Here is a 25,275-nt window from a genome sequence, read left to right as displayed (position 1 = left end):
GGATGTGCGGGTCAGCCGGTGAGCGCGCGGACGGCGCGGGAGGGGCTGGGACGGCCGAGTTCCCCGGCCAGCCAGGCGCTGGTCGCGGCCAGCGCGTCGAGGTCGACACCGGTCTCGATGCCGAGTCCGTGCAGCATCCAGACCAGGTCCTCGGTGGCCAGGTTGCCGGTGGCGCTCTTGGCGTAGGGGCAGCCGCCCAGCCCTCCGGCCGAGGCGTCGACGGTGCGGACCCCGCCCTGCAGCGCGGCCAGGGTGTTGGCCAGGGCCTGCCCGTAGGTGTCGTGGAAGTGCACGGCCAGCCGTTCGGGACCGACGCCCCGGTCGGCGAACGCCGCCAGCAGTGCCGCCACCTGGCCCGGCGTGCCGGTGCCGATGGTGTCGCCGAGGCTCAGTTCGGTGCTGCCGAGCTCCAGCAGCGCGCAGCCCACCGAGACCACCTGGTCGATCGGCACCGGGCCCTCCCAGGGGTCGCCGAAGGCCATCGACACATAGCTGCGGACCGGGACCCCGGCCTCCGTCGCGCGCCGCACCACCGGGGCGAACATCTCCAGCGACTCCGCGACGCCGCGGTTGAGGTTGCGTCGGGCGAAGCTCTCGGTGGCGCTGGCGAAGACCGCGATGTCGCCGACGCCGTTGGCCAGTGCGCGGTCCAGGCCGCGCTCATTGGGCACCAGCACCGGCAGCCGCAGCACCGGATACTTCGCCGGCAGCTCCGCCAGCTGCGGGAACAGCTCCTCGGCGTCGGCTAGTTGGGGCACCCACTTCGGGTGCACGAAGCTGGCCGCCTCGATGGTGCGCAGCCCGGCGGCGGCCAGCCTGGCGATGAACTCGGCCTTGACGGCGACCGGCAGGGTGGCCTTCTCGTTCTGCAGGCCGTCGCGCGGGCCGACCTCGTGGATCCGCACGCTCGCGGGCAGTCCGCCCAGCGGCACCCGGTCGGGCAGTCCCAGCTGGGTGACGGTGGGTTCGGCGGGCTCCGGCCGCGTGGTGCTCGGCTCGGGCGTGGTCATCGCGCATCCTCCTCGATCGCGGGGCTCCCGGAAGGGGCGTCCCCGGCCGGCGTGATGGCGGCGAGCAGCTCGTCCATGGCGACCGTGCCGCCCGCGGCGACCCGCAGCTGTTCGACCGTGCCGTCGTAGGGGGCGGTGATGACGTGCTCCATCTTCATCGCCTCCAGGATCATCAACGGCTGACCCTTGGTCACCTTGTCGCCCACGGCGGCCTTGACGACGGTGACGGTGCCGGGCATGGGCGCGTTCAGGGCGGCGCCGGCGCCGCCCGCGCCACCCAGGGCCAGCTGCTCCAGCGGGTCGTGCGGACGGACGGCCCAACTGTCGCCGTCCTTGGCCAGCCAGTGGGTGGCGGGGCCGGCGCCGTGCCGGTCGACGGCGTGGGTGAAGCCGCGGGTGACCCCGTCGACGGTGAGCAGCAGCCGGTCGCCGTCCTGGACGGCGCGTGCGGCGAACGCGGCCCGCTCCGGCAGCAGGACCTCGAAGCCGCCCGGCCCGCCGGGGGCCTCCGCGCCGCCGGGGACGGGTCGGACCAGGACGGTCACCGGTTCGGCGCCGACGATCCGTAGGTGGTGCGGCGTCCAGGCGGGCCGGCCGCCGGTGCGCCAGCCGGACGGGCGGGCGAACGGGTCGACCCAGCCGTCCCGGCCCGGCGCCGGCTCCAGCGCCGCCTGCCGGGCCAGCGCGGCGGCCACCAGCACCTCGGACTCGGGCCCGAGAGCCCCCGTGCCGGGCTCCGCCTCGGCCCCGCTACCGGGCTCCGCGCCGGGATTGTCGGTGGCCGCTGCTACGGTCAGTTCCGGGTGGCGCTCGACCAGGCCGGTGTCGAGGCGACCCGCGACCACATCCGGATGCGTGAGGAGCCGGCGCAGATAGCCGGCGTTGGTGGTGACCCCGAGCACGCAGGTCTCGGCGAGGGCGGCGCGCAGCCTTCGCAGGGCGGTGGCGCGGTCGGGGCCGTGGACGATGATTTTGGACAGCATGGGGTCGTAGCTGCTGCTGACGGTGGTCCCCTCGGCGAGACCGGAGTCGACCCGGACGCCCTCGCCCTCGGGCTCCCGCAGCAGCAGCACCCGGCCGCCGGTGGGCAGGAAGCCCCGGGCGGGGTCCTCCGCGCAGATCCGCGCCTCCACGGCATGGCCCTGGAAGGCGACGGACCCCTGCGTGAAGGCGAGCGGTTCGCCCGCGGCGACGCGGAGCTGCTGCTCGACCAGGTCGATCCGGGCGCCGTCGACGGTGACGGCGAGTTCGGTGACCGGGTGCTCCACCTGGAGCCGGGTGTTCATCTCCATGAAGAAGTAGGAGGAGGGATCGTCCCCGGGGACGATGAACTCCACGGTGCCCGCGCCGGCGTAGTCACAGGCCCGGGCCGCCCGTACGGCGGCCTCGCCCATGGCCGCGCGCAGTTCGGGCGTGAGCAGGACGGAGGGGGATTCCTCGATCAGTTTCTGATGCCGCCGCTGCAGGCTGCACTCGCGTTCACCGAGGTGGACGGTGTTCCCGTGGGTGTCGGCCAGCAGTTGGATCTCGATGTGCCGGGGCCGGTCGATCCAGCGCTCCACCAGGAGGGTGTCGTCGCCGAAGGAGGTGCGGGCCTCGCGGCGGGCGGCGGCGATCTCCTCGGCGAGCGCCGCGTCCTCCCGGACCAGCCGCATGCCCTTGCCGCCGCCGCCGGCCGAGGGCTTGAGCAGGACCGGGAGGCCGATCGACCGGGCCGCGGCCAGCAGTTCGCCGTCGTCCAGGGCGTCGCCCTCGCTGCCGGGGACCACCGGTACCCCGGCGGCCTGGACCGCCGCCTTGGCGTGGATCTTGTCACCCATCAGCGAGATGGAGGAGGGAGAGGGGCCGATGAAGACCAGCCCGGCCTCGGCGCAGGCCCGGGCGAAGCCGGCGTTCTCGGCGAGGAAGCCGTAGCCGGGGTGCACCGCCTGGGCGCCGGTGCGCCGGGCCGCGGCGAGGATGCGCTCGACATGGAGGTAGCTCTCGGCCGCCGAGGCGCTGTCGGCCGGGCCGAGCAGCACCGCGGTGTCCGCGGCGCGGACGTGCGGCGCGTCGGCGTCCGCGCCGCTGTGCACCGCGACCGAGCGCACGCCGAGACGCCGCAGGGTACGGATGACGCGGACCGCGATCTCGCCGCGGTTGGCGACCAGCACACTGTCGAACATGGGGATGATCCTCCGTCAGATGCTGTCGGTCACATGCGAAAGACGCCGTAGGGGCGGGGCTCCGGCAGCGGGGCGTTGGCGCAGGCGCTGAGGGCCAGGCCGAGCACGGTCCTGGTGTCCAGTGGGTCGATGATGCCGTCGTCCCAGAGCCGGGCGGTGGCGTAGTAGGCGTTGCCCTGCTGCTCGTACTGGTCCCGGACCGGGCGGCGGAACTCCTCCTCGGCCTCGGCCGACCACTCCTCGCCGCGCAGCTCCAGCTGGTCCCGCCGGACCGTGGCGAGCACCGAGGCGGCCTGTTCGCCGCCCATCACCGAGATCTTGGCCCCCGGCCACATCCACAGGAAGCGGGGTGAGTAGGCCCGGCCGCACATCGAGTAGTTGCCGGCGCCGTAGGAGCCGCCGACCACCACCGTCAGTTTGGGCACCCTGGTCCCGGCCACGGCGGTGACCATCTTGGCGCCGTGCTTGGCGATGCCGCCGGCCTCGTACTGCCGGCCGACCATGAAGCCGGAGATGTTCTGCAGGAAGACCAGCGGGATGCCGCGCTGGTCGCACAGCTCGATGAAGTGGGCGCCCTTCAGCGCCGACTCGGCGAAGAGGATGCCGTTGTTGGCGACGATGCCGACCGGGTGGCCGTGCAGCCGGGCGAATCCGGTGACCAGGGTGGGCCCGTACTCGGCCTTGAACTCGGCGAAGCGGCTGCCGTCGACCAGCCGGGCGATCACCTCGCGGACGTCGTAGGGGGTGCGCGGGTCGGCGGGCACCGCACCGTACAGTCCGCCCGGGTCGACGGCCGGCTCCTCGACCGGAAGCACCGGCCAGGGTCGCGGTGCGCGCGGGCCCAGGCCGGCGATCATGGTGCGGAGCATCGCCAGGGCGTGGGTGTCGTTCTCGGCCAGCTGGTCGGTCACGCCCGAGGTCCGGGCGTGCAGTTCGCCGCCGCCCAGCTCCTCCGCGGTGACCACCTCGCCGGTGGCGGCCTTCACCAGCGGGGGACCGCCGAGGAAGATGGTGCCCTGGTTGCGGACGATCACGGCCTGGTCGCTCATGGCCGGGACGTAGGCGCCGCCCGCGGTGCAGGAGCCCAGTACCGCGGCGAGCTGCGGGATGCCGGCGGCGGACAGCCGGGCCTGGTTGTAGAAGATCCGGCCGAAGTGGTCCCGGTCCGGGAAGACCTCGTCCTGCATGGGCAGGAAGGCGCCGCCGGAGTCCACCAGGTAGACGCAGGGGAGCCGGTTGTCCTGGGCGACCTCCTGGGCGCGCAGGTGCTTCTTCACCGTCATGGGGTAGTAGGTGCCGCCCTTGACCGTGGCGTCGTTGGCGACCACCACCACCTCCCGGCCGGCCACCCGCCCCACACCGGTGATCAGCCCGGCCGCGGGGGCGTCGCCACCGTAGAGGCCGTCGGCGGCCAGCGGCGAGAGCTCCAGGAACGGCGATCCGGGGTCGAGCAGGGTGTCCACGCGGTCACGCGGCAGCAGCTTGCCCCGTGCGGTGTGGCGGTCCCTGGCCCGGGCGCCGCCGCCCTGGGCCGCGCCGGCGATCCGGGTCCGCAGCTCGGCGACCAGCGCCTGCTGGGCCTCGGAGTTGGCCCGGAACGTCTCGGACGCCGGGTCCACGGCGGTGCCGAGGACCGGCGCCGGGGCAGCGGCACCCGGCACGGTCGCCGCTGCGGTCGCGGGTGTCATGGCCACGAGCTCCTTTGCTCACCGGCGCATGTTAACGACTGTTAACAGCACTGGCCAGGTTAACGACCTCTAACCCCGCTGTCTAGGATGATGGGATGCCGACACCCCCGAGCCCCGTCGAGAACCCGCGCCGCCAGCAGATCCGGCGCGAAGCCGCACGTCTGTTCGCCGCGCGTGGCTTCCTCGGGGTCGGCGTGGACGAGATCGGCCGCGCCGTCGGCATCTCCGGGCCCGGCCTCTACCGGCACTTCGCCGGCAAGGACGCCATGCTCGCCGATCTGCTCGTCGGCATCAGCGAACGGCTGCTGGACGAGGGCCGCCGCCGGGTCGACGAGGCCGCGGACGCCCGGGCCGCGCTGGACGCGCTGCTGCAGGGCCACATCGACTTCGCCCTGGACGAGAGCGCACTGATCACCCTGCACGACCGCGAGCTGCTGCACCTGCCGGACGAGGAGCGGCACCGGGTCCGCAGTCTGCAGCGCCAGTACGTGGAGCTCTGGGTCACCGTCGCCGGGGACAGCTTCCCCGGCCTCGGCAAGGACGCCCGGGCCGCCGTCCACGCCGTCTTCGGCCTGCTCAACTCGACGCCCCACAGTGCGGCGGGCCAGAGCGGCGACGCCGCGGACCGCACCGCGATGGCGGCCCTGCTGCACCGCCTGGCGCTGGGCGCGCTGGGTGCGGCGGCGCAGGCGGCGGAGGCCTGACCGGCCGTCAGTCCGCCGTCGGTCCGTCGCCGGCCCGCCGTCGGTCCGCCGGGTGACCTCGGGGAACAGACGGCGCCCCGGGAATGCTGTGAGTACCAGCAGTGGCCGTCGCGATCGGGTCGTCCGTCGAAGCGTCGTACGTCGAAACTTGGTGGACGACCCACCGCCATACAGTTAGCATCGCTAAATATGCCCAAGGCTCAAAAGTCTCCTGCCGTTGAACCGGCTGCCCCGGCCGCACCGATAGCCCCCGGCTGGCTGCGGCGGCTCAGCTCGTACTGCTGGCGCTACCGGCGCAACGTGTTGCTCTCCTTCGGCGCCTCGCTGCTCGGGATGGCGGTCAGCGCCCTGGTCCCGCTGATCCCGCGTCTGATCATCGACGATGTGATCACCACCCACAGCAAGCCGCTGGCCCCCTGGGCGTTCGCCCTGATCGGGGCGGCTGTGCTGGTCTTCGTGCTGACCCTGGTCCGCCGCTACTGGGGCGGCCGGCTGGCCCTGGACGTTCAGCACGACCTGCGCCTGGACCTGTTCCAGTCGCTCTCCCGCCTGGACGGCACCCGGCAGGACAGCCTTGACACCGGCCAGGTGGTCGGCCGGGCCACCTCCGACCTGCAGATGATCCAGGGCCTGCTGTCGATGCTGCCGATGATGACCGGCAACTTCCTGCTCTTCCTGCTCTCGATCGTGGTGATGCTCTTCCTGTCGCCGCTGCTCACCCTGATCGCCCTGGCGATGGCCCCGGCGCTGTGGTGGTTCGCCACGCTCAGCCGGAAGAAGCTCTTCCCGGCGACCTGGACCGCGCAGCAGGAGGCGGGTGCGGTCGCCGGCGCCGTCGACGGCGCAGTCTCCGGCGTGCGGGTGGTCAAGGGCTTCGGCCAGGAGGAGCAGGAGCTGAACCGGCTGGAGCGGGCCAGCCGCCGGCTGTTCGCGATGCGGCTGCGCAGCATCAGGCTCAGCGCCCGCTACAGCCCCGCGATGCAGGCGATCCCCGCGCTCGGCCAGGTCGCGGTGCTCGCCCTGGGCGGCTGGCTGGCGGTGCGCGGCGAGGTCACCCTGGGCACCTTCGTCGCCTTCTCCACCTATGTCGCGCAGATGACCGCACCGGTGCGGATGCTCACCATGCTGCTCACCGTGGGCCAGCAGGCCCGCGCCAGCGTGGAGCGGGTGTTCCAGCTCATCGACGAGCGCCCGGTGGTCACCGAGCGCCCGGACGCCGTGGAACTGGACCCCGCCGAGATCGAGGCCACGGAGCCCGGCCCGGTCGCGGCCGGGTCCGCCGCCGTCACCCCCGCGCTCGCCTTCGAGCACGTCGACTTCGGCTACGGCGGCTCCACCGAGCCGGTCCTCAGCGACCTCAGCCTGGCCCTCGCCCCGGGCGAGACGGTGGCCCTGGTCGGGGCCTCGGGCTCGGGCAAGTCCACCGTCGGCATGCTGGTCCCGCGCTTCTACGACGCCAGTGCCGGCCGGGTCCTGGTGCACGGCCACGACGTCCGCGACCTGACGCTGCGTTCGCTGCGCTCCGCCATCGGCATCGTGCCCGAGGACAGCTTCCTGTTCTCGGAGTCGGTGCACACCAACATCGGCTACGGGCGCCCGGACGCGACCCGGGACGAGGTCGAGGCGGCCGCCCGTGCGGCCCAGGCGGACGGGTTCATCCGCGAACTTCCGGACGGCTACGACACCGTGGTCGGCGAGCAGGGCCTCACCCTCTCCGGCGGCCAGCGCCAGCGGGTCGCGCTGGCCCGGGCGATCCTCGCCGACCCCCGGATCCTGCTCCTGGACGACGCCACCTCGGCCGTCGACGCCCAGGTGGAGGCCGAGATCCACGAGGCCCTGCGGACCGTGATGAGCGGCCGCACCACACTGCTGATCGCCCACCGCCGGTCCACGCTCCAACTCGCCGACCGGATCGCGGTGCTGGACCGCGGCCGCCTGGTCGACATCGGCACCCACCAGGAGCTGGACGCCCGCTGTCCGCTCTACCGCTCGCTGCTCACCGACCCCGACGCGCTGGCCGGCGACATCCGCACGGCTGACCCGGTCGCCAGCCTGCTCGCCGAGGTGGCGGACGCCGGGGACCAGCCCGGCACCACCGCCGCGGACTCCGGAGCCGATGGAGTCCACGGCGACCACGGAGTCCACGCAGTCGCCGCGGTCACCCCGGAGCTGTGGGACCGCGAGCGCTTCCCCGAGCCCGACTCCGACGCCCTGGGCCGCAGTTCCGGAGCTGCGGGACAGGCCGGTGCCGGCCACGGCGGTGCCGGCGGTGTGCACGGGGCCATGGGCGGCATGCCGGCCACCCCCGAACTGCTGGCCAGGGTCGCCGCGCTGCCCCCCGCCGACGGCGTCCCCGACATCGACCTGGACGAGGCCCGGCGCCCCGACCCGCAGTTCAACCTCCGCCGGATGCTGGCCCCGTTCCGCAGGCCGCTGCTGCTGGCCCTGCTGCTGGTCACCCTGGACGCGCTGGCCTCGCTCTCGCTGCCGATCCTGATCCGCCACGGCATCGACGAGGGCGTCACCAAGGCGGCCTCCGGAGCGGTCGCGGCGGCCTCGCTGACCGCCCTGGCCATCGTGCTGCTGGACTGGCTGGTGCAGGCCACCGAGACGCAGGTCAGCGGACGTACCGGTGAGCGGGTGCTGTACTCGCTGCGGATCAGGATCTTCGCGCATCTGCAGCGCCTGGGCCTGGACTACTACGAGCGCGAGCTCGGCGGCCGGATCATGACCCGGATGACCACCGACGTGGACGCGCTCAGCTCCTTCCTGCAGACCGGTGTGGTCACCGCGGTGGTCAGCCTGCTGACCTTCTTCGGGATCTTCGTCGTGCTGCTGGTGCTCGACGTGCAGCTGGCGCTGTACGTCTTCGCCGTGCTGCCGGTCCTGGTGCTCACCACGCTGGTCTTCCGCAAGAAGTCCTCGGCCACCTACAAGCTGGCCCGGGAGAAGGTCAGCACGGTCAACGCCGACCTCCAGGAGAACGTCGCCGGCATGCGCATCGTGCAGGCGTTCCTGCGCGAGGACCGCAACCGGGCCCGCTTCGCCGAGCGCAGCAGCGACTACCGCACCACCAGGGTCCGGGCGCAGCTCTACATCTCGCTCTACTTCCCCTTCGTCCAGTTCCTGTCCAGCGTCGCCGCGGCGCTGGTGCTGATCGCCGGGGCGCACCGGGTGGACGCCGGGACGCTCACCACCGGCGCGCTGGTCGCCTACCTGCTCTACATCGACCTGTTCTTCTCGCCGGTGCAGCAGCTGTCGCAGGTGTTCGACGGCTACCAGCAGGCAGCGGTCGGTCTCAGCCGGATCCGCGAGCTGCTGCGCACGCCGACCTCGACCCCGCAGGCAGCGGACCCGAGGCCGGTCGGGCGGCTGCGCGGGGACGTCCACTTCGACGACGTCCACTTCAGCTACACCGGTCTGGACGCCGGCGCCGACAACACCGAAGGGCGCGCCGCCGGGTCCCGCAAGCCCGAGGTCATCGCCGGCCTCAACCTGCACATCCCCGCAGGCCAGAACGTCGCCCTCGTCGGCGAGACCGGGGCGGGCAAGTCCACGGTGGTCAAGCTGCTGGCCCGGTTCTACGACGTCACCGGCGGCGCGGTCCGGGTGGACGGGACCGATCTGCGCGCCTTCGACCTGACCGGTTACCGGCACCGCCTCGGCGTGGTCCCGCAGGAGGCCTACCTCTTCGCCGGGACGGTCCGCGACGCCATCGCCTACGGCCGTCCCGGCGCGAGCGACGCCGAGGTGGAGGCCGCCGCGCGTTCGGTGGGCGCGCACCAGATGATCGCGGGTCTCTCCGGCGGCTACCTGCACCGGGTCAGCGAGCGGGGCCGCAACCTGTCCGCGGGGCAGCGCCAGCTGATCGCGCTGGCCAGGGCGGAGCTGGTCGATCCGGACCTGCTGCTGCTGGACGAGGCGACCGCGGCGCTGGACCTGGCCACCGAGGCTGCCGTCAACCGGGCCGCCGACCGGCTGGCCCAGCGCGAGAACGGCCGCGGTCGCAGGACCACGATCGTCATCGCGCACCGGCTCAGCACGGCCGCCCGGGCGGACCGGGTGGTGGTGCTGGACCACGGCCGGGTGGTCGAGGACGGACCGCACGAGGAACTGCTGGCCATGGGCGGGGCGTACGCCCGGCTCTGGCACGCCTTCGCGGGCGAGGAGGAGCCCGCCGCGGCACACTGACGGACAGTCACCTGGGAGCTGGCTGAAAAGAGCGCGTTTGGGCAGGTCAAACCCCTGTTCGGCAGATGGACTGCCGTTCGGTGAAGCATGCTGGCGTATCTCCTGTCGCCGGACGAACGTGCGCTTCACTCGGTCAACCCCCGTCGCAAGGGTCCGTCCATGTCTGCGCGCTCCGTCACGCCTTCACTGACCATGCTCTTCTCCGCCGGCTATCTGGCCCCCTACCTGCTGCCGACGCTGGTCGGACGACTCACGGCCGACTACCGGCTCGCGCCGACCCCGGCCGGGGCCATCGGCAGCGCCCTGCTGCTGGCCTCGGCCGTCGCCGGGCTGACGCTGATGTCCAGGGGCGCGGCGAACGGTGCCGTCGGCAAGGCCCGGGTCGGCCTGGCCCTGGTCGTCGTCGGCTTCGGCCTGGCCGCGGTCGCCCCGGCCGGCTCGCTGCCGCTGCTGGTCCTCGGCTGCCTGCTGGGCGGTGCCGGATCGGGGACGGTGGCCGCGGTCGCCACCGCGGGCATCGCCGGGCAGCGGGACCCGCACCGGATCTCGGTCCACGGGCTGCTGCTGGCTTCGAGCGTGGCCGTCGCCCTCTACCTGATCCTGCCTCAACTCGGCGGCGGCCACTGGCTGCCCTTCGCCTGCATCGCGGGATGGGGTGCGCTCGCCCTGCTCTGGACCGGAGGGCTGGCCGAGCGCCAGGCCGGGCCGCCCTCCCCGGCGACCGGACCGGTGCGCCGGTCGGGACCGCTTCCCGCGCGTGCCGCCGGAGTGACCCTGGCCTGCTGCATCCTGTTCTGGTCGATGGCCCAGAACGCCCTGTGGGGGGTCAGCGGACGGATCGGGCTGAACCGGGTCGGCCTGGCCGAGGCGCCGCTCGGCCTGGTCTTCGCCCTGGCCCTCGGGGCCGGGCTGCTCGGCATCGCCGCCGCGGGCTCGCTGGGCGACCGCTTCGGGCGGACCCTGCCGATCGGGGTGGGCACCGTGGCCATCGCCGGCTTCGTGGCGATCAGCGGGGCCGCACACTCCGCGGCCCCCTTCGCGCTGGGGGAGATCGCCTGGAACGCCGTCTACCCCTTCGTTCTGAGCCATCTGTTCGGCCTCGCCGCACGCCTGGACGGGGAGGGCCGCTGGGCGATAATGATCGGCTCCGCCACCGCCCTGGGCGTCGCCTGCGGGCCGATCGCCGGAACCCTGCTGTCGGTGGACGCCGGATTCCCGGTGATGGGACTGGTGCTCGCGGCGGTGCTGCTGCTGGTGGCGCTGCCGATGGCGGTGGTCGCCCGCGGCACCGAGCCGCGGGCACTCAACCCCTCCGCCTGACCCGGATCACGGCGACAGGGTGCACGGCGACCGGGTGCACGCCGCCGGGGATCACGGCGCCGGCCAGACCGCGGTCCGCAGCCCGCGCTGCCCGGCGGCCCAGGCCGTGGCGCAGGCCAGCAGCGAGCCCAGCACCAGCAGCGCCCCGGTGCCGCCGAGGTACTGCAGCAGCAGACCGCCGAGCCCGCTGCCGAGCGGCACCCCCAGCCCCATCAGCGACATCGTCGCGGCGATGGTCCGGCCCCGCAGCCCGTCCGGCACCTGACGGAAGATCAGCACGTCCAGCAGCACCATGATCGCCGGGGAGCCCAGGCTCGTCCCCAGCAGCACCAGGCCGATCTGCCAGGGCCCGGACACCAGTCCGAGCAGCGCGACCGTCAGGGCGGCCCAGCCGGAGGCCGCCAGCAGCAGCGTCCCCGGGCGGAACCGGCGGTGCAGCGGGCGCACCAGGGCGGCCCCGATCAGCCCGCCGACCGCGGAGCCGGCCAGCGCCAGGCCGATCGACCAGGACGGCGCGGAATGGCGGTGCAGCTGGTAGACGGCGGCCAGGGTCAGCGGGACGCCGGCCACATTGAAGGCGAACAGCAGCACCACCACCGGCCGCAGGGTGGCGTCCTGCCACAACGCCCTGACCCCGGCGAACATCCCGCCCCGGTGCTCCCTGCCGCGCGGGGCGCCGGAGGCGCCGGCGGGGCGCACCGCGACGGCCGCGGTCAGTGACAGTACGAAGCCCAGGGAGCTGAGCAGGAACGGCAGGATCCGCGCGATGCCGTAGAGCAGTCCGCCCAGCGGCGGGCCGGTCAGCTCGGCGGTACTGACCCGGACCTCGTCCTGCGTGAGCGCCGCGCTGAGCTGCTCGGGCTCCACCACGGCGCGGACCGTGAGCATCCTGGCCGCGCCGACGAACGGCTGCGCCCCGCCGACCAGGGCGCCGACCATGAGCAGCTGCACGAAGGTGACGTGGTGCAGGGCGAAGGCCAGCGCCACGCTCGCGGTGGCGGCGACCCGGACGCTCTCGGCGGCGATCTGGATCCTGCGCCGGTCGTGACGGTCCACCAATTGTCCTGCGGGCAGCGTGCAGAGCACCGACGCCGCGGCCTGGACCAGGCCGAACACCCCGGCCAGGGCGGGTGAGCCGGTCAGCGCCAGGATGATCAGCGGATAGGCCACATCGGTCGCGTAGACGCCGATCAGGGCGGCTCCGGAGCCGACGCACAGGGTCTGGAAGCGCCAGTTGCGGAGCAGTGGGACCGACGGCGGCGCCTGGGCGGTGGTGGCGGCGGTGCTGGTACTGGACACGAAGCTCCTCCCGACTGCGTGAACGCTCACGCACACAAAACCATTCACTCTTGCGTGAATGATTGCGCAGGCGTGAGCCCCTGGCAAGATGTGGTCATGGACGGAGCGCGCGCGGCAGCAGGAGCAGCGGAGGAGACCCGCACGGCGGTGCCGGGCGTGCGGGTGGTGGACGACACCGACACCCTCAAGGCCCTCGCCGATCCGCTGCGGGTCACCATCCTGCGGGTGATGATGGACCGCGCGGCCCAGGGCCTGCGCGGCTGGACCGCCAAGGATCTCGCGGCCGAACTCAGGGAGCCGCAGACCAAGTTGTACCGGCACCTCAAGCAGTTGGAGGAGCGCGGACTGCTCCGGGTGGCCGAGACCCGGGTGGTCTCCGGCATCACCGAGCAGCGCTATGTCGCCGGGCAGACCACCCTGGAGTTCAGCAGGGACTTCCTGGACACCCGGGCCGACCGGGACGACCAGGCCGAGGCCTTCGGCGCCGCGATCGACAGCTTCCGGCGGCAGTACCTGGCCGCGGCGCGCGGCGGTCGCCTGGACCCGCAGGGCACGGAGGCCCTGCGCAGGCCGCTGATGATGCTCGGCGACGTACGCGTCTCGCCGGGGCGCGCGGCGCGGTTCCGGGACCGGCTCTCCGCGCTGATCGCCGAGTACCTGGACGAGGAGGACGATGCGGACGGCATCCCGCTGAACGTCCTGATCGCGGTCTACTCCGAGAACACCGCGTCCGGTTGACCGCGGCCGACCCGGGTTCGAGGGCGATCCCTCCGGGGAGGAGAGGTGGATGGAGGAGGACGACGAGGGGCCGCTCACGCCCCTGGACCAACTGCTGTGCCCGGCGGACGTGGCGATTGAGTCGATGAACAGCCTGGCCGATGAGATGCTTGGCCCCTTGCGTGAACGGGGATCGGGGCACGGGGGAGCGGCGATGGCGTCGGGCGGTCAGGGCGGTCAGAACGGTCAGGGGGCGAACGGAGTGCAGGGCCGGCCGGTCGGCGGGGTCGCGGGCACCGGGAGGAGCGGCGGGCGGGCCTACCTCGCCCAGCAGTACACCGAGGTGGCCGAGGACGCCGAGCAGCGCCTGGAGGAACTGCTCGCGCTGGCCGCCGAGCCGTCCCCGGCCGTGGACTTCGACGCGCTGCGCCGCAGTTACGAGCCCCGGCCGCTGCCCGCCGACGCCGTGGTCGAGCCGCCGCGCTGGGCCGACTACGCACCGGACCCGGGTCAGGTCAGCTCCGAGGCGCCAGGACGCCCCCTGCTCAGCGGCCCCTACCAGCAGATCCTGGCCGAGGCCCGGCTGAAGCACCAGCGCGCCCTGCGCGAGTACCGGCACCAGGAACGGGACCTGCGCGCCCAGGCGGAGCAGGCCCGGCTCGCGCACGAGCAGGAGGAGCAGCAGCGCGCCCGCAGCGTGCGCGAGTACAACGAGCGCCTGGAGGGCTACCGCAGGTCCTACGAGGAGGGCCACCCCGCCGCCGTCGAATCGGTGCTGGAACGGGCGCTGGCCGCGGCCGGCCGGCTGCCGGGGCTGGAGGTCCCGGCCCGGGTCAGCTACCGCGAACTGACCCGGACCGCCGTGGTCGACCTGGTACTGCCCGGGCCCGCGGTGGTCCCCGCCGCGCTGCGGTTCCAGGTGGCGCCGGACGGGGGCGTGGAGGCCGTGCCCCGGCCCCGGAACGAGTGCCTGGCCCGCTACCGCCAGTTGACGGCCCGTCTGGTGCTGCGCGCACTGGACGCGCTGCTGGCCGCCGACACCGAGTCCCGGCTGGACGGGATCGTCGTCAACGGCCGCGCGGTGACGGCGGAGGCGGGGGAGTCCTGCCTGGTCAGCGTAGACGCGCGGCGCGAGGACCTGTTCGCCGGATCGCTGCTGCCGGACACCGACGCCGAGGCCGTCGAGCGGCTGTCCGAGCTGACCTGCGTGCTCTCCACGGACCCGTTCGCCCCGGTGCCGGTGCCGCCGTTCGCGATCGGCCGCTCCGGACCTCCGGCTCCCGAGGAACTGTCCCCGGGTGAGTTCACCGCGCTGATCGCCGAACTGTTCGAGCAGATGGGACTGGAGGACTGGGAGCTCCAGCTGCGCGGCAGGGACGGGCTGCTGGCCTTCGCCCAGGGGGACGGCCGCGGGTTCAGCACCGAGCGGCACGTGGTGTTCGCGGCCCGCCGTCCGATGACGGTGGGGGCCGACGCGGTACGGGACGTGGCCGAGGTGGTCGCGGACGAGGGAGCCGCGGGCGGCATCTGGGCGACCACCGGCAGCTTCGAGGCGGACGCCGTGGTCGCGGCAGCGGCCTGCCCCGAGCTCAGGCTGATCGACGGCGGCGAACTGCGCGCCCTGGTCCGCGCGCATCTCGGCGCTGAGCTGGGCGGTTGACCGTCCTATCGCTCGTCGGCCCGGGGGCTGTCACGCTGTAGCCATGGGCTTCGCTTTTCTGGACCGTTGGCGCACACGGCGTGACCCGGGGACCGCCGGTCCTTCCGGGGCGCCCGACCCCGGCACCCTGGACGAGATGCTGTCCGAGTGCGCGATGCTGCGCGAGCAGGCCTCCGACGCCGGTCTGGTGCTGGACGACTCGGCCGCCTCGCTGCAGGCGCTGGACCAGTTGATGCCCGGATGGCGGGACGACCCTGACCCGGAGACCTCCGAGGGGCTCGGCCACGACGCCGGCCTGTACCTCGGCACCGTGATCGTCCACAGCATCGACGGCGCCCGCTGGCAGCAGCTGCCCGACGGCCGACCGGTGGTGGTGCTGGCGAGCGGACGCGAACTGGACGTGGTGGCGATGGGCCAGGGCTGGGCGGCCGAGGGCTCGCCCGAACTGTCGGCGGTCTACACGGAACTCGACAGCGGCTGAGCGCGGCTGGGCCGGCCGGGGCCCCGGCTACCCGCCGCTGCGCACCGACACCGCGCAGGCCACCTGGACCGGGGAGCCCGGGTTGTGCACCGTGATGTACGCCGTGGTGCCGTTCGGGCAGTCGACGTTGCGGGCGACCAGCCCGATGACCCGGTAGTCGGGCCGATCGGCTCCGGTGGCGTCGCAGGCGGTCTCCCGCAGGGTGCCGCCGCCGGTGTCCTCCATGCAGTCGCCGACGACGATCCCGAAGCCGCCCCCGCCGCCCGGGTCCCCGGGATGCGGTGCGTGCAGGTTGCGCAGACAGGCGACACCGGTGACCTGGGCCTTCGAGCCGGTGGTCGCCGCGGCGTCGGTGCCGATGCTGGTGATCTGCAGGGCGAAGTCGGTGCCGCTCGGGCAGGAGGTTGCGGGCGTTCCCGCTGCCTGCCGCCGGATCACGACGGCGGACGCGGCACCGCTGCCGCAGTCGACCTGGCTGTAGGAGGCGCCCGCGGACCCGGTGACGGCCGCGACGCAGGCGCCGACCGGGAGGAAGGCGGCGGGGGCCGCCGAGGTCGCGGAATCCGCGCCGGAGCGGGCGGCGGAGGCGCTGGTGGCGGCGTCGCTGAGCCGGGCGCCCCGGGAGACGGCGGTCGTGGAACGGCGGGTCGAGGCGCCGGGCGACGGACGTGCTCCGGCGGTGCGCTGCCCGGAGGCCGCGCCTGAGGCCGACGCGCGCCTGCCGGAACCGGAGCGCGCCGCGCCGGGCCGGTCGGAGCCGGTCGACGGTCCCTGCGGTACCAGGCTCACCTCGACCCGGGACGAACCCGCCCCGGTGCCGCCGACATGTCCGACCGCGCAGCCGGCGCCCAGCGTCAGCACCGCCATGGCCAGGCCCAGCAGCAGACCGGGCGTCAGCAACCGTGCCCCCGCCCGTCCGTGCCGCCGTCCCCGCCCTGCTCCCTCTGGCGCAACCCCGACCATGGCCCCCGCCCCCCTGCGGTTGATGCCCCCCGACAGCGTACGCAGCACCGTACGGTCCGGTAAGTACGTCGGCGGTGACCCGTCCGGCGCAGTTCGGGGCGCGCGGGAGTGCGGGGTCGCGCACGATTGCGGTGAGGGCGCGGGTTGGGCCACTCCCGAGGGCGGCGGCGACTGGGCAGGGCGCCGCCGCCCTCCCGCTCGTGCGGACGCCTCCCGCTCGTGCGGACGCAGCTGAGGACACCGGCCGGGTCGCGGGTGCGGGCGCGCTCCCGGGGCCAGGTACGATCCTACTAACGATAAGCATTATCATTACCGCTTGCTGGGAACGACGCACGGGACCACCCGCTTGCGCGCAGCGGGACGCGATGAGAGCGAGCGTGCGGGAATGCCGGTTCTGGTGGCCGCTGGGGCCTTCCTGATGACCTTGGTGGGCGGCCTGGTGGCCGGGAAGGTCGGCGACAAGCGCCATCTGGTGCTGGGCCTCGCGGCCGGACTGATGCTCGGGGTGGTCGGGTTCGACCTGCTGCCGGAGGCGCTGGACGCGGCGCCGAGCCACCTGTGGGGCGTTCCGCAGGGACTGCTGATGTTCGTGCTGGGCTTCCTGGTGCTGCACGTGGTGGAGCGTTCGGTGGCGATCCACCGGGCCCACGAGGCCGAGTACGCGGCACACCAGCACGGGCACCAGCACGGAACGGCACCGGCGCCGGCGCCCTCCGACTTCACCGGGCACAGCCACGGCCGGAGCGAGAAGCTGGGACTCGCCGCCGCCTCCGCACTGTGCCTGCACAGCGTGATGGACGGGTTCGCGATCGGCGCGGCCTTCCAGGTCGGCGACTCCTTCGGGACCGTGGTCGCGATCGCGGTGATCGCCCACGACTTCGCCGACGGCTTCAACACGTACACCATCACCCGGCTCTACGGGAACGACCGGCGCCGTGCGCTGATCCTGCTGGGCTGTGACGCGGTGGCCCCGGTGCTGGGCGCGGGGATCACCCTGCTGTTCACCATCCCGGAGCATGTCGTCGGGCTCTACCTGGGCTTCTTCTCCGGCTTCCTGATGTACCTGGCGACCTCGGACATCCTCCCCGAGGCGCACAGCCCGCACCCCTCCCGCTCCACCCTGCTCTGCACCATCGCCGGCGCCGGCTTCATGTGGCTGGTCATCGGCCTGGCCAACTAGCGGGAGCGGGGCGCCGCCTCCGGCACCGGCTCGCACGCCGGCTCCGATGCTGGCTCGGACGCCGGTTCGGCGGCCGAGACCCGCTGCGGCCAGTGCTCCTTGAGGGTGTCCAGGGCCGCGGCGATGGCCGGACGCCGGGAGGCGTGCTGCCGCCAGAGCGCGAACACCCGGCGACTGGGCGCGGGGTGCACCGGTCGCGCCACCACCGAGCCCGGCAGCGTCCCGCGGCCCAGCCTGGGGACCAGACCCAGGCCGAGGCCCGCCGCGATCAGCGCGATCTGGGTCTCGAACTCGCCGACGTGGTAGCGGATGTCCGGTTCCTGCCCGGCCTCGCGCATGGTCCGCACCAGCCAGTCGTGGCAGATGTTGCCGGCCGGCACGCTCACCCAGGGGCGCCCCGCCATGGCCTCCACCGGCAGCACCGGCAGCGCGGCCAGCGGGTCGTCGGCCGGCAGCAGCACATCCACCGGGTCCTCGCCCAGCGGCATCCTGGCCACCCCCTCCGGCACCCCGAGCGGGGTGTTGGGCCAGTCCTGAACCACCGCCAGGTCGATCTCGCCGCGGGCGACCAGGTCGGCCATCAGATAGGGGTCGCTCTCCAGCAGGCTGAGTTCCAGCTCCGGGTGGCGGGTCGCGAGGTCGGCGAGCACGCCGGGGAGCAGGCCGCGGGCCGCGGTGGCGAAGGCCGCCATCGACAGCCGCCCGGAGACCCGGCCCCGGCGCTGCTCCAGCGAGACCTCGGCCTGCTCCACCAGGGCCAGCACCTGGCGGGCGGCGCCGACCAGCTCCTGGGCCGCGTCGGTGAGCACCACGCCCCGGCCGCGCTTCTCCAGCAGCTCGGTCCTGGTCTCCCGCTCCAGCTTGGTGATCTGCTGGGACACCGCGGAGGGGGTGTAGCCGAGGGCGGCCGCGGCCGCGCCGACCGAGCCGTGCACCGCGACCGCGTGCAGCGCCCGCAGGCGCCCGAGATCCATCATGCGGACGAGCCTATGCGCATCGGCCGCGGGCCGGTCCCGTGTGCCGCCCCCGTGCGGCGCCCTGTGCGGCGGACCTGCGGCCGGTCAGCCCTGGAGCACCGCGGCCCGGTAGACGGCGGCGATGGCCGCGCCGAAGTAGGGCGAGTAGGAGATGTCGTCGGTCAGGCCGCCCGCCTGGTAGCCGCCGATGACGCCGACCACGGTGCCGCGCCCTGCCCCGGTCGGTCCGACCCCGGTCAGCAGCGGGCTGCCGCTGGTGCCTCCCGGCAGGCCGGGGCAGTCGAACTCCAGCTGGGTGGCGCTGCGGGCCCGCAGCCCGTTCCCGCAGTACACCGGGCGCTGGGTCCGGCGGGGATAGCCCACCGCCACCGCGCCGGCGGTGCGCGGGGTGCCGAAGCCGACGGCCTCCGAGCCGACCGCGTCCTGGACCCGCCGGCCGCCGGCTCCCGCTCCCGGACGGGTCGTCAGGAAGGCCACGTCGTAGTCCGGGTCGCCCTGCTTGGACCACCGGACGTCCGTGGTGACCCGGCTCACCGACCACTGCCCGTAGGGCTGGATCCCGTCGTGGTAGCCGGGGACGAAGACCATGCCGTTCCTGGCCTTGCCGGTGCCGGGGGCCACCGCGCAGTGGGCCGCCGTGACCAGCAGGTCGTGCCCGGGGCTGTCGACGACCGAGGCCGTGCAGTAGTGCCCGCCCAGGGTGCCTCCGGCGGAGTTGAACAGGGCGCCCACCCGGGGCACTCCGGCGAAGGCCACGGAGGCGGGCAGCAGGGAGGCGGGTCGTGCCGAGGCGGGCCGTGCGGAGGCGGGTAGCGCCGAGGCCGCGGCCGGGGCGGGGGCCGCAAGGGTGGTGGCCGCTATGGCGGCGGCGAGTACACCGAGCAGGGGCGCGAGCGCGGGGAAACGATGCGTCATATGACCGTATTGTTCTGACAGCTGCAGTGGGCCGCCACCGTCGGAGCGCAGCCGGGTGACGGGGCATCAGCCAATCGTTCAGCACTGCTAACGGGATCGCTGAAGAACTATTCGCTGGTGCTCAACGATCCCCGGGGTCAGGATCGGTCCATGCCTCCCCGTCATCTCGCCCTGGCCGTCGCCGTCGCAGCCGTGTGGGGCGTCAACTTCGTGGTCATCGACATCGGCCTGGCGCACTTCCCGCCGCTGCTGTTCTCCGCGCTGCGGTTCACCGTGGCGGCGGTTCCCGCGGTCTTCTTCGTCGGTCGGCCCCGGGTGCCGTGGCGCTGGGTGCTGGCGGTCGGGGTGGTGCTCGGAGTGGTGAAGTTCGGGCTGCTGTTCATCGGGATGCACGCCGGGATGCCGGCCGGGCTCAGCTCGCTGGTGCTGCAGAGCCAGGCGGTCTTCACCGCCGCCTTCGCCGCACTGCTGCTGGGTGAACGGCCGGGCCGCCGGCGGCTGGTCGGTCTCGGCGTCGGGGTGGCCGGCATCGTGCTCGCCGCCTTCGACCAGGGCTCCGCGGGCGGCGGCTCCGGGCCGATGCGGGCCTTCGCCCTGGTGGTGGCCGCCGCGGTGGCCTGGGGGCTGTCCAATGTGCTCACCCGCAAGGCCGCGCCGCCGGACCTGTTCCGCTGGATGGTCTGGGTCAGCGTGGTGCCGCCGCTCCCGCTGCTGGGCCTGTCGCTGCTGTTCGAGGGCCGCGCGGCGGACCTCGCCGCGCTGCGCTCGCTGAGCCCGGGCGGAGTGGGTGCGCTGCTCTACGTGGCCTGGGGCGCCACCCTGTTCGGCTTCGGCGCCTGGGGCTATCTGATGCGGCATCACGAGGCGACCGTGGTGGCGCCGTTCTCGCTGCTGGTGCCGGTCTTCGGGATGTCCTCGTCCTGGCTGCTGCTCGGCGAGCCGGTCACCCCGGTGGCGGGCGCTGCGGCGCTGCTGGTCATCGCCGGTATCGGGCTGTCCTCGGTCACGCCCGGCCGGTTCCGCCGGGCCCGGACTGCGGGTGCGGCTGCGATTGCGGGTGCGCGTGCGGATGTGCATGCGGGTGCGCCTGCTCGTACGCCTCGTCCGTCAGTCGCAGCAGCCGCAGCAGCGCGGTCCGGTCGTCCGGACTGATCGGTTCGAAGTACTCGCGGGCCACCTCCCGGCGGACCTCGCCGATCCGGGCGACCATCCGCTCGCCCTCCTCGGTCAGCTGCAGCAGGATCGCCCGCCGGTCGTCGGGGTCCTGCACCCGGCCGACCAGGCCCGCCGTCTCCAGCGCGTCCACCACGGTGGTGACCGAGCGGGGCGCGATGTGCAGCCGCTCGGCCAGCTGGTTCAGCCGGATCATCTGGCCGCCGCGCTGGGCGCCCCGCGCCAGTACGTCCAGGGCGCGCCCCTGCGAGGGGGTGATGCCGAAGGGCGCCAGCCGGTTGAAGGTGCCCCGCCTGATCCGCTTGGCCGCGCGCATGACGGCGTCCGCGAGGTCGACCTCGGCGGGTACGGGGTTCGGGGCGGCCACGGGGTCTCCTGCGGGTCCTGGCGACATTGCAGAGCTTGGCTCATATTTTCCGTAAGGGCAGCCTGAGTCAACCCAGCGCCAGCTTGAAGCCCAGATGTGAGGCGGTGAAGCCCAGCCGCTCGTAGAAGCGGTGCGCATCGACCCGGCTGGTGTCGGAGGTCAGCTGGACCAGGCTCGCGCCCAGTCGCCGGGACTCCTCGACGGCGTGCTCCATCAGCCGGGTGCCCAGCCCCAGGCCCCGCTCGGTGGAGCGGACCCGCACCGCTTCGATCACGGTACGGGTCGCACCCGCGCGGGAGAGGCCGGGGATCACCGTCAGCTGCAGCGTCCCGACGACCTCGCCCCCGCGTTCGGCGACCAGCAGATGCTGGTTGGGGTCGGCCGCGAGCTGGTCGAAGGCGGCCAGATACGGCGTCAGATCGTCGGGGGTCTCCCGGCCCGCGCCCAACGGGTCGGCGGCGAGCAGCGCCACGATCGCCGGGACGTCCCCGACCACGGCCGGCCTGAAGAGATGATCCGTCATGATCACCAGCTTAGGCCGGGCCCGGGCCGGGGCACCGCAAGGGGTCAGGCCGGCAGCTGCGCCTCGATCGCGGCGACCACCTCGGGGGCCTCCGGCTCGGTGCGCGGGCGGAACCGGCCGACCACCTCGCCCTGCGGCGACAGCAGGAACTTCTCGAAGTTCCACTGCACGTCCCCGGCCTCGCCGTCGGCGTCCGGCGTCTGCGTCAGCTCGGCGTAGAGCGGGTGCCGGGACTCGCCGTTGACGTCGATCTTCTCCAGCAGCGGGAAGGAGACCCCGTAGGTGGTGGAGCAGAAGGTCTGGATCTCCTCGGCGCTGCCCGGCTCCTGCCCGGCGAACTGGTTGCAGGGCACCCCGAGCACGGTGAACTCGCGGTCCCCGTACTGCTGCTGGAGCCGCTCCAGGCCCGAGTACTGCGGCGTCAGACCGCACTTGGAGGCGACGTTGACCAGCAGCACCGCCTTGCCCTGGTACGCGTCGAGGGTGGTCTCCTCACCGGACAGGGTGTGCAGCGGGATGTCGTACAGGCTCATGCGGGACCTCCGTGATCGGGCACTGTCGTGTCTCGGTGACAACAGTGCCCGATCACGGGGTCTTCCCGTCCGCCCGGGGCCCCACCCCGCGCGGCTCAGCCCTGCTGGGCCGGCGCCTCGGTGGCGATCACCGAGAAGCGGGCGCCCAGCGGGTCCGTCAGCTGCGCCATCCGGCCGATGCCGGGCATGGTCTCCGGGCCCATCAGCGCGCTCGCCCCCAGCGCGGTCGCCTTGGCGAAGGTGGCGTCGCAGTCCGCCACCTCGAAGTACGGGTTCCACAGCACCGCCGGGAACTGGGTGTCCGCCATGATCCCGGCGAAGCCGGTGGGCGCGCCGCCCGGCAGCGAGACGACGTTGTAGACCATGTCCGGGCCGATCGGGTTGGGCGTGACGGTCCACCCCAGCACGGCCTCGTAGAAGGCGATCGCCACCGGGCCGTCGTGGGTCTGCAGCTCGACCCAGGAGACGCTGCCCGGAACGTCGACGACCTGGAAGCCGGTGTGCTCCAGCGGCTGCCAGACCGCGAACTTCGCCCCGGTGGGGTCGGTGTACTGGGCCATCCGGCCGGAGGACATCACGTCCATGGCCGGCATCCGGACCGTCCCGCCGGCCATCTCGACGGACTTGCTGGTGGTCTCGACGTCGGCGGTGCCGAAGTAGGGCGTCCAGGCACCGTCGGCGCCGGGCTCCATGTTCGGGCCGAGGCCGCCGATCATCTTCCCGCCGAGTTCGAGGAAGACGTAGCCGCCGCTGTCCGGGCCGGCGGAGCGGGCGGTCCAGCCGAACAGCTCGGTGTAGAAGGCGGTGCTCGCGTCGACGTCGTTGCTGCCGAGGTCGAGCCAGGTGGGGGTGGAGGGGGTGTTGGAGTTGCTGAGCATGGTGTGCTCCTGCGGGGTGGGGTCGGTGAGGGACTGCGGTTCACTGCCGGTTCACAGTCTTGCGCCGGGCACTGACAATCTGGAGCCCTCGGGGCAGCAGGATCGAAAAGAAATTATTTCGGTCATTTTCGATCACGTTCGATAGTGGCAAAGACAGCGCCCCCGCGCCTGTCGGACCCCGGCGGTACGGTTCCCCCATGCCCGACCGGAATCCCGCAGCGCCGATCCAACTCGCCGAGGTCACCGGTGTGCTGGAGCGGATCACCTATGCCAACGAGGAGACCGGCTACACCGTCGCCCGGGTCGACACCGGCCGTGGCGCCGGGGACCTGCTCACCGTCGTCGGGGCGCTGCTCGGTGCCCAGCCCGGGGAGAGCCTGCGGCTGCACGGCCGCTGGGGCAGCCACCCCCAGTACGGCAAGCAGTTCACCGTCGAGAACTACACCACCGTGCTGCCGGCCACCGTCCAGGGCATCCGCCGCTACCTCGGCTCCGGGCTGATCAAGGGCATCGGTCCGCGACTGGCCGACCGGATCGTGGAGCACTTCGGCACCGAGACCCTGGAGATCATCGAGCAGAGCCCGGCCCGGCTGGTCGAGGTCCCCAAACTCGGCCCCAAGCGGACCAGGCTGATCGCCGCCGCCTGGGAGGAGCAGAAGGCGATCAAGGAGGTGATGATCTTCCTTCAGAGCGTCGGCGTCTCCACCTCCCTGGCCGTCCGCATCTACAAGAACTACGGCGACGACTCGATCCGGGTGGTCCGGGAGGAGCCCTACAAGCTGGCCGCCGACGTCTGGGGCATCGGCTTCCTCACCGCCGACCGGATCGCCCAGGCCGTCGGCATCCCGCACGACAGCCCGCAGCGGGTCAAGGCGGGGCTGCAGCACGCGCTGTCGCAGAGCGCCGACCAGGGCCACTGCTTCCTCCCGGAGGAGCGGCTGATCTCGGAGGCGGTGAAACTGCTGGCGGTGGAGGTCGGCCTGGTCATCGAGTGCCTGGCCGGTCTGGTCGCGGAGGAGGGCGTGGTCCGCGAGCAGGTGCCGTTGGACGAGGGCGTCGGCGAGAGCCTGACCGCGGTCTACCTGGTCCCCTTCCACCGCGCCGAGATCTCGCTGGCCAACCAGCTGCTGCGGCTGCTCAAGGGCCCGGAGGACCGGCTCGCGGCCTTCGCCGACGTGGACTGGGGCCGGGCCCTGGCCTGGCTGCGGACGCAGACCGGCGCCGACCTGGCCCCGGAGCAGGAGCAGTCGGTGAAGCTGGCGCTCACCGAGAAGGTCGCGGTGCTCACCGGGGGCCCCGGCTGCGGCAAGTCCTTCACCGTGCGCTCCATCGTGACCCTGGCACTGGCCCGTAAGGCCAAGGTGGTGCTGGCCGCCCCCACCGGACGGGCCGCCAAGCGGCTGGCCGAGCTGACCGGCTGCGAGGCGTCCACGGTGCACCGGCTGCTGGAGCTCAAGCCCGGCGGGGACGCCGCCTACGACCGGGACCGTCCGCTCGACGCCGACCTGGTGGTCGTCGACGAGGCCTCGATGCTGGACCTGCTGCTGGCCAACAAGCTGGTCAAGGCCGTCGCCCCGGGCGCGCACCTGCTGCTGGTCGGCGACGTCGACCAGCTGCCCTCGGTCGGCGCCGGCGAGGTGCTGCGGGACCTGCTGGCCCCCGGCAGCCCGGTCCCGGCGGTGCGGCTGACCCGGATCTTCCGGCAGGCGCAGCAGTCCGGCGTGGTCACCAACGCGCACCGGATCAACGAGGGCGTCCCGCCGATCACCGACGGCATGGCCGACTTCTTCCTTTTCGCCGAGGAGGACACCGAGCTCGCCGCCGGGCTCACGGTGGACGTGGTGGCCCGCCGGATCCCGGCCCGCTTCGGCCTGGACCCGCGCCGGGACGTCCAGGTGCTGGCCCCGATGCACCGCGGCCCGGCCGGCGCCGGCAACCTCAACACCCTGCTGCAGGCCGCGGTCACCCCGTCCCGCCCCGACCTGCCCGAACGCCGCTTCGGCGGGCGGACCTTCCGGGTCGGCGACAAGGTCACCCAGATCCGCAACAACTACGAGAAGGGCGCCAACGGGGTCTTCAACGGCACCGTCGGGGTGGTCACCGCGCTCAACCTGGAGGAGCAGCGGCTCACCGTGGTCACCGACGAGGACGAGGAGGTGCCCTACGACTTCGACGAGCTGGACGAGCTGGCGCACGCCTACGCGGTGACCATCCACCGTTCGCAGGGCAGCGAGTACCCCTGCGTGGTGATCCCGGTCACCACCAGCGCCTGGATGATGCTGCAGCGGAACCTGCTCTACACCGCCGTCACCCGGGCGAAGCAACTGGTGGTGCTGGTGGGGTCCCGGCGCGCCCTGGCCCAGGCCGTTCGGGCTGTTTCCGCTGGTCGCAGGCATACCGCGCTGGACCACCGGCTGCGTACGGGCTGATCGGGCCGCCGTCCTGCTGTCGACTTGTGAACGCACAGCGGTCCGATCTTTGTGGTGTTCAGCTCTTTTTGGGCACCCTGGCTGCACGTTTGTCAGGCAAAT

General features: G+C 73.3%; 19 protein-coding genes and 1 pseudogene. 9 read left to right on the top strand and 11 right to left on the bottom strand.

Annotation, left to right across the window (positions count from 1 at the left end; all coding sequences use genetic code 11):
- Positions 1–11: 11 nt before the first annotated feature.
- From ABUW04_RS35090 to ABUW04_RS35080, 3 genes are read right to left on the bottom strand one after another with little or no spacing between them, the layout of a single operon-like run.
- On the bottom strand, positions 12–1,010 hold the full coding sequence (locus ABUW04_RS35090) for a hydroxymethylglutaryl-CoA lyase (protein ID WP_380568467.1): 999 nt from the start codon (positions 1,008–1,010) through the stop codon (positions 12–14).
- Positions 1,007–3,175 (bottom strand): acetyl/propionyl/methylcrotonyl-CoA carboxylase subunit alpha, encoded by a 2,169-nt coding sequence (locus ABUW04_RS35085; protein ID WP_380568466.1) that lies wholly within the window; start codon positions 3,173–3,175, stop codon positions 1,007–1,009. Before ABUW04_RS35085 ends, ABUW04_RS35090 begins: the two co-directional genes overlap by 4 nt.
- 29 nt (positions 3,176–3,204) lie before the next feature.
- The gene (locus tag ABUW04_RS35080) at positions 3,205–4,863 is read right to left on the bottom strand and encodes a carboxyl transferase domain-containing protein (RefSeq protein WP_380568465.1); all 1,659 of its coding nucleotides are present in this window, start codon (positions 4,861–4,863) and stop codon (positions 3,205–3,207) included.
- Between the two features lie 95 nt (positions 4,864–4,958).
- On the opposite strand from ABUW04_RS35080, the gene ABUW04_RS35075 reads away from it, so the two are divergent.
- From ABUW04_RS35075 to ABUW04_RS35065, 3 genes are all read left to right on the top strand, one after another.
- Complete coding sequence (locus tag ABUW04_RS35075; RefSeq protein WP_030250294.1) at positions 4,959–5,567, top strand: SACE_7040 family transcriptional regulator; 609 nt, start codon at positions 4,959–4,961, stop codon at positions 5,565–5,567.
- A gap of 189 nt (positions 5,568–5,756) precedes the next feature.
- Complete coding sequence (locus ABUW04_RS35070; RefSeq protein WP_380568463.1) at positions 5,757–9,758, top strand: ABC transporter ATP-binding protein; 4,002 nt, start codon at positions 5,757–5,759, stop codon at positions 9,756–9,758.
- A 159-nt stretch (positions 9,759–9,917) separates the two neighbouring features.
- Positions 9,918–11,078, top strand: coding sequence for an MFS transporter (locus ABUW04_RS35065; RefSeq protein ID WP_380568462.1), 1,161 nt, complete (start codon positions 9,918–9,920; stop codon positions 11,076–11,078).
- 51 nt (positions 11,079–11,129) lie between these two features.
- Here the strand turns inward: ABUW04_RS35065 and ABUW04_RS35060 are convergent, their stop codons facing one another.
- Positions 11,130–12,377 (bottom strand): MFS transporter, encoded by a 1,248-nt coding sequence (locus tag ABUW04_RS35060; RefSeq protein WP_380568461.1) that lies wholly within the window; start codon positions 12,375–12,377, stop codon positions 11,130–11,132.
- Between the two features lie 96 nt (positions 12,378–12,473).
- Here ABUW04_RS35060 and ABUW04_RS35055 point away from each other — a divergent pair, with 96 nt between their 5' ends.
- The 3 genes from ABUW04_RS35055 to ABUW04_RS35045 are packed head-to-tail and all read left to right on the top strand — an operon-like array spanning position 12,474 to position 15,235.
- Entirely contained in the window at positions 12,474–13,115 is a 642-nt protein-coding gene (locus tag ABUW04_RS35055) for a helix-turn-helix domain-containing protein (protein WP_380568460.1), read from the top strand.
- Between the two features lie 49 nt (positions 13,116–13,164).
- On the top strand, positions 13,165–14,754 hold the full coding sequence (locus ABUW04_RS35050; protein ID WP_380568459.1) for a restriction endonuclease: 1,590 nt from the start codon (positions 13,165–13,167) through the stop codon (positions 14,752–14,754).
- Positions 14,755–14,797: 43 nt separating this feature from the next.
- Positions 14,798–15,235 (top strand): DUF6278 family protein, encoded by a 438-nt coding sequence (locus tag ABUW04_RS35045; protein ID WP_380568458.1) that lies wholly within the window; start codon positions 14,798–14,800, stop codon positions 15,233–15,235.
- Positions 15,236–15,262: 27 nt separating this feature from the next.
- Here the strand turns inward: ABUW04_RS35045 and ABUW04_RS35040 are convergent, their stop codons facing one another.
- Positions 15,263–16,135: a hypothetical protein gene (locus ABUW04_RS35040; protein WP_380568457.1), complete on the bottom strand. Its 873-nt coding sequence runs from the start codon at positions 16,133–16,135 to the stop codon at positions 15,263–15,265.
- A 448-nt stretch (positions 16,136–16,583) separates the two neighbouring features.
- Between ABUW04_RS35040 and ABUW04_RS35035 the strand changes: the two genes are divergently transcribed.
- Positions 16,584–17,378 carry a ZIP family metal transporter gene (locus ABUW04_RS35035; protein ID WP_030250317.1) on the top strand — a complete coding sequence of 265 codons (795 nt, stop codon included), beginning with the start codon at positions 16,584–16,586 and terminating at the stop codon, positions 17,376–17,378.
- Here the strand turns inward: ABUW04_RS35035 and ABUW04_RS35030 are convergent.
- Together ABUW04_RS35030 and ABUW04_RS35025 are read right to left on the bottom strand one after the other, a co-directional pair.
- Entirely contained in the window at positions 17,375–18,355 is a 981-nt protein-coding gene (locus ABUW04_RS35030) for a LysR family transcriptional regulator (protein WP_380568456.1), read from the bottom strand. The genes ABUW04_RS35035 and ABUW04_RS35030 overlap by 4 nt on opposite strands.
- Positions 18,356–18,439: 84 nt before the next feature.
- Positions 18,440–19,270, bottom strand: coding sequence for a trypsin-like serine peptidase (locus ABUW04_RS35025; RefSeq protein WP_380568455.1), 831 nt, complete (start codon positions 19,268–19,270; stop codon positions 18,440–18,442).
- Between the two features lie 150 nt (positions 19,271–19,420).
- On the opposite strand from ABUW04_RS35025, the gene ABUW04_RS35020 reads away from it, so the two are divergent.
- Positions 19,421–20,422 carry an EamA family transporter gene (locus tag ABUW04_RS35020; RefSeq protein WP_380568454.1) on the top strand — a complete coding sequence of 334 codons (1,002 nt, stop codon included), beginning with the start codon at positions 19,421–19,423 and terminating at the stop codon, positions 20,420–20,422.
- A 124-nt stretch (positions 20,423–20,546) separates the two neighbouring features.
- Here ABUW04_RS35020 and ABUW04_RS35015 read toward each other — a convergent pair.
- The 4 genes and pseudogenes from ABUW04_RS35015 to ABUW04_RS35000 form a co-directional block, all read right to left on the bottom strand.
- A pseudogene (locus ABUW04_RS35015) lies at positions 20,547–20,759 on the bottom strand (MarR family winged helix-turn-helix transcriptional regulator); the annotation flags it as partial.
- Positions 20,760–20,877: 118 nt separating this feature from the next.
- Positions 20,878–21,333 carry a GNAT family N-acetyltransferase gene (locus ABUW04_RS35010; RefSeq protein WP_380568453.1) on the bottom strand — a complete coding sequence of 152 codons (456 nt, stop codon included), beginning with the start codon at positions 21,331–21,333 and terminating at the stop codon, positions 20,878–20,880.
- 44 nt (positions 21,334–21,377) lie between these two features.
- Entirely contained in the window at positions 21,378–21,866 is a 489-nt protein-coding gene (locus ABUW04_RS35005) for a glutathione peroxidase (protein ID WP_030250333.1), read from the bottom strand.
- A 95-nt stretch (positions 21,867–21,961) separates the two neighbouring features.
- Positions 21,962–22,744: a VOC family protein gene (locus ABUW04_RS35000; RefSeq protein WP_380568452.1), complete on the bottom strand. Its 783-nt coding sequence runs from the start codon at positions 22,742–22,744 to the stop codon at positions 21,962–21,964.
- 197 nt (positions 22,745–22,941) lie between these two features.
- On the opposite strand from ABUW04_RS35000, the gene recD2 reads away from it, so the two are divergent.
- Positions 22,942–25,173, top strand: coding sequence for an SF1B family DNA helicase RecD2 (gene recD2 / locus ABUW04_RS34995; protein ID WP_380568451.1), 2,232 nt, complete (start codon positions 22,942–22,944; stop codon positions 25,171–25,173).
- The last annotated feature ends 102 nt before the right edge of the window (positions 25,174–25,275 follow it).

It is taken from the genome of Streptacidiphilus jeojiensis (genome assembly GCF_042510965.1).
Taxonomy (GTDB): domain Bacteria; phylum Actinomycetota; class Actinomycetes; order Streptomycetales; family Streptomycetaceae; genus Streptacidiphilus; species Streptacidiphilus jeojiensis.
Note: the sequence above shows the minus strand (reverse complement) of the source record. Positions and strands in the feature narration are given on the sequence as shown.

What these genes read in the sequence shown, in the direction of transcription:
- ABUW04_RS35090 (WP_380568467.1), bottom strand. Translation starts at nt 1,010, where the DNA reads ATGACCACGCCCGAGCCGAGCACCACGCGGCCGGAGCCCGCCGAACCC.
- ABUW04_RS35085 (WP_380568466.1), bottom strand. Translation starts at nt 3,175, where the DNA reads ATGTTCGACAGTGTGCTGGTCGCCAACCGCGGCGAGATCGCGGTCCGC.
- ABUW04_RS35080 (WP_380568465.1), bottom strand. Translation starts at nt 4,863, where the DNA reads ATGACACCCGCGACCGCAGCGGCGACCGTGCCGGGTGCCGCTGCCCCG.
- ABUW04_RS35075 (WP_030250294.1), top strand. Translation starts at nt 4,959, where the DNA reads ATGCCGACACCCCCGAGCCCCGTCGAGAACCCGCGCCGCCAGCAGATC.
- ABUW04_RS35070 (WP_380568463.1), top strand. Translation starts at nt 5,757, where the DNA reads ATGCCCAAGGCTCAAAAGTCTCCTGCCGTTGAACCGGCTGCCCCGGCC.
- ABUW04_RS35065 (WP_380568462.1), top strand. Translation starts at nt 9,918, where the DNA reads ATGTCTGCGCGCTCCGTCACGCCTTCACTGACCATGCTCTTCTCCGCC.
- ABUW04_RS35055 (WP_380568460.1), top strand. Translation starts at nt 12,474, where the DNA reads ATGGACGGAGCGCGCGCGGCAGCAGGAGCAGCGGAGGAGACCCGCACG.
- ABUW04_RS35050 (WP_380568459.1), top strand. Translation starts at nt 13,165, where the DNA reads ATGGAGGAGGACGACGAGGGGCCGCTCACGCCCCTGGACCAACTGCTG.
- ABUW04_RS35045 (WP_380568458.1), top strand. Translation starts at nt 14,798, where the DNA reads ATGGGCTTCGCTTTTCTGGACCGTTGGCGCACACGGCGTGACCCGGGG.
- ABUW04_RS35035 (WP_030250317.1), top strand. Translation starts at nt 16,584, where the DNA reads ATGCCGGTTCTGGTGGCCGCTGGGGCCTTCCTGATGACCTTGGTGGGC.
- ABUW04_RS35030 (WP_380568456.1), bottom strand. Translation starts at nt 18,355, where the DNA reads ATGATGGATCTCGGGCGCCTGCGGGCGCTGCACGCGGTCGCGGTGCAC.
- ABUW04_RS35025 (WP_380568455.1), bottom strand. Translation starts at nt 19,270, where the DNA reads ATGACGCATCGTTTCCCCGCGCTCGCGCCCCTGCTCGGTGTACTCGCC.
- ABUW04_RS35020 (WP_380568454.1), top strand. Translation starts at nt 19,421, where the DNA reads ATGCCTCCCCGTCATCTCGCCCTGGCCGTCGCCGTCGCAGCCGTGTGG.
- ABUW04_RS35010 (WP_380568453.1), bottom strand. Translation starts at nt 21,333, where the DNA reads ATGACGGATCATCTCTTCAGGCCGGCCGTGGTCGGGGACGTCCCGGCG.
- ABUW04_RS35005 (WP_030250333.1), bottom strand. Translation starts at nt 21,866, where the DNA reads ATGAGCCTGTACGACATCCCGCTGCACACCCTGTCCGGTGAGGAGACC.
- ABUW04_RS35000 (WP_380568452.1), bottom strand. Translation starts at nt 22,744, where the DNA reads ATGCTCAGCAACTCCAACACCCCCTCCACCCCCACCTGGCTCGACCTC.
- recD2 (WP_380568451.1), top strand. Translation starts at nt 22,942, where the DNA reads ATGCCCGACCGGAATCCCGCAGCGCCGATCCAACTCGCCGAGGTCACC.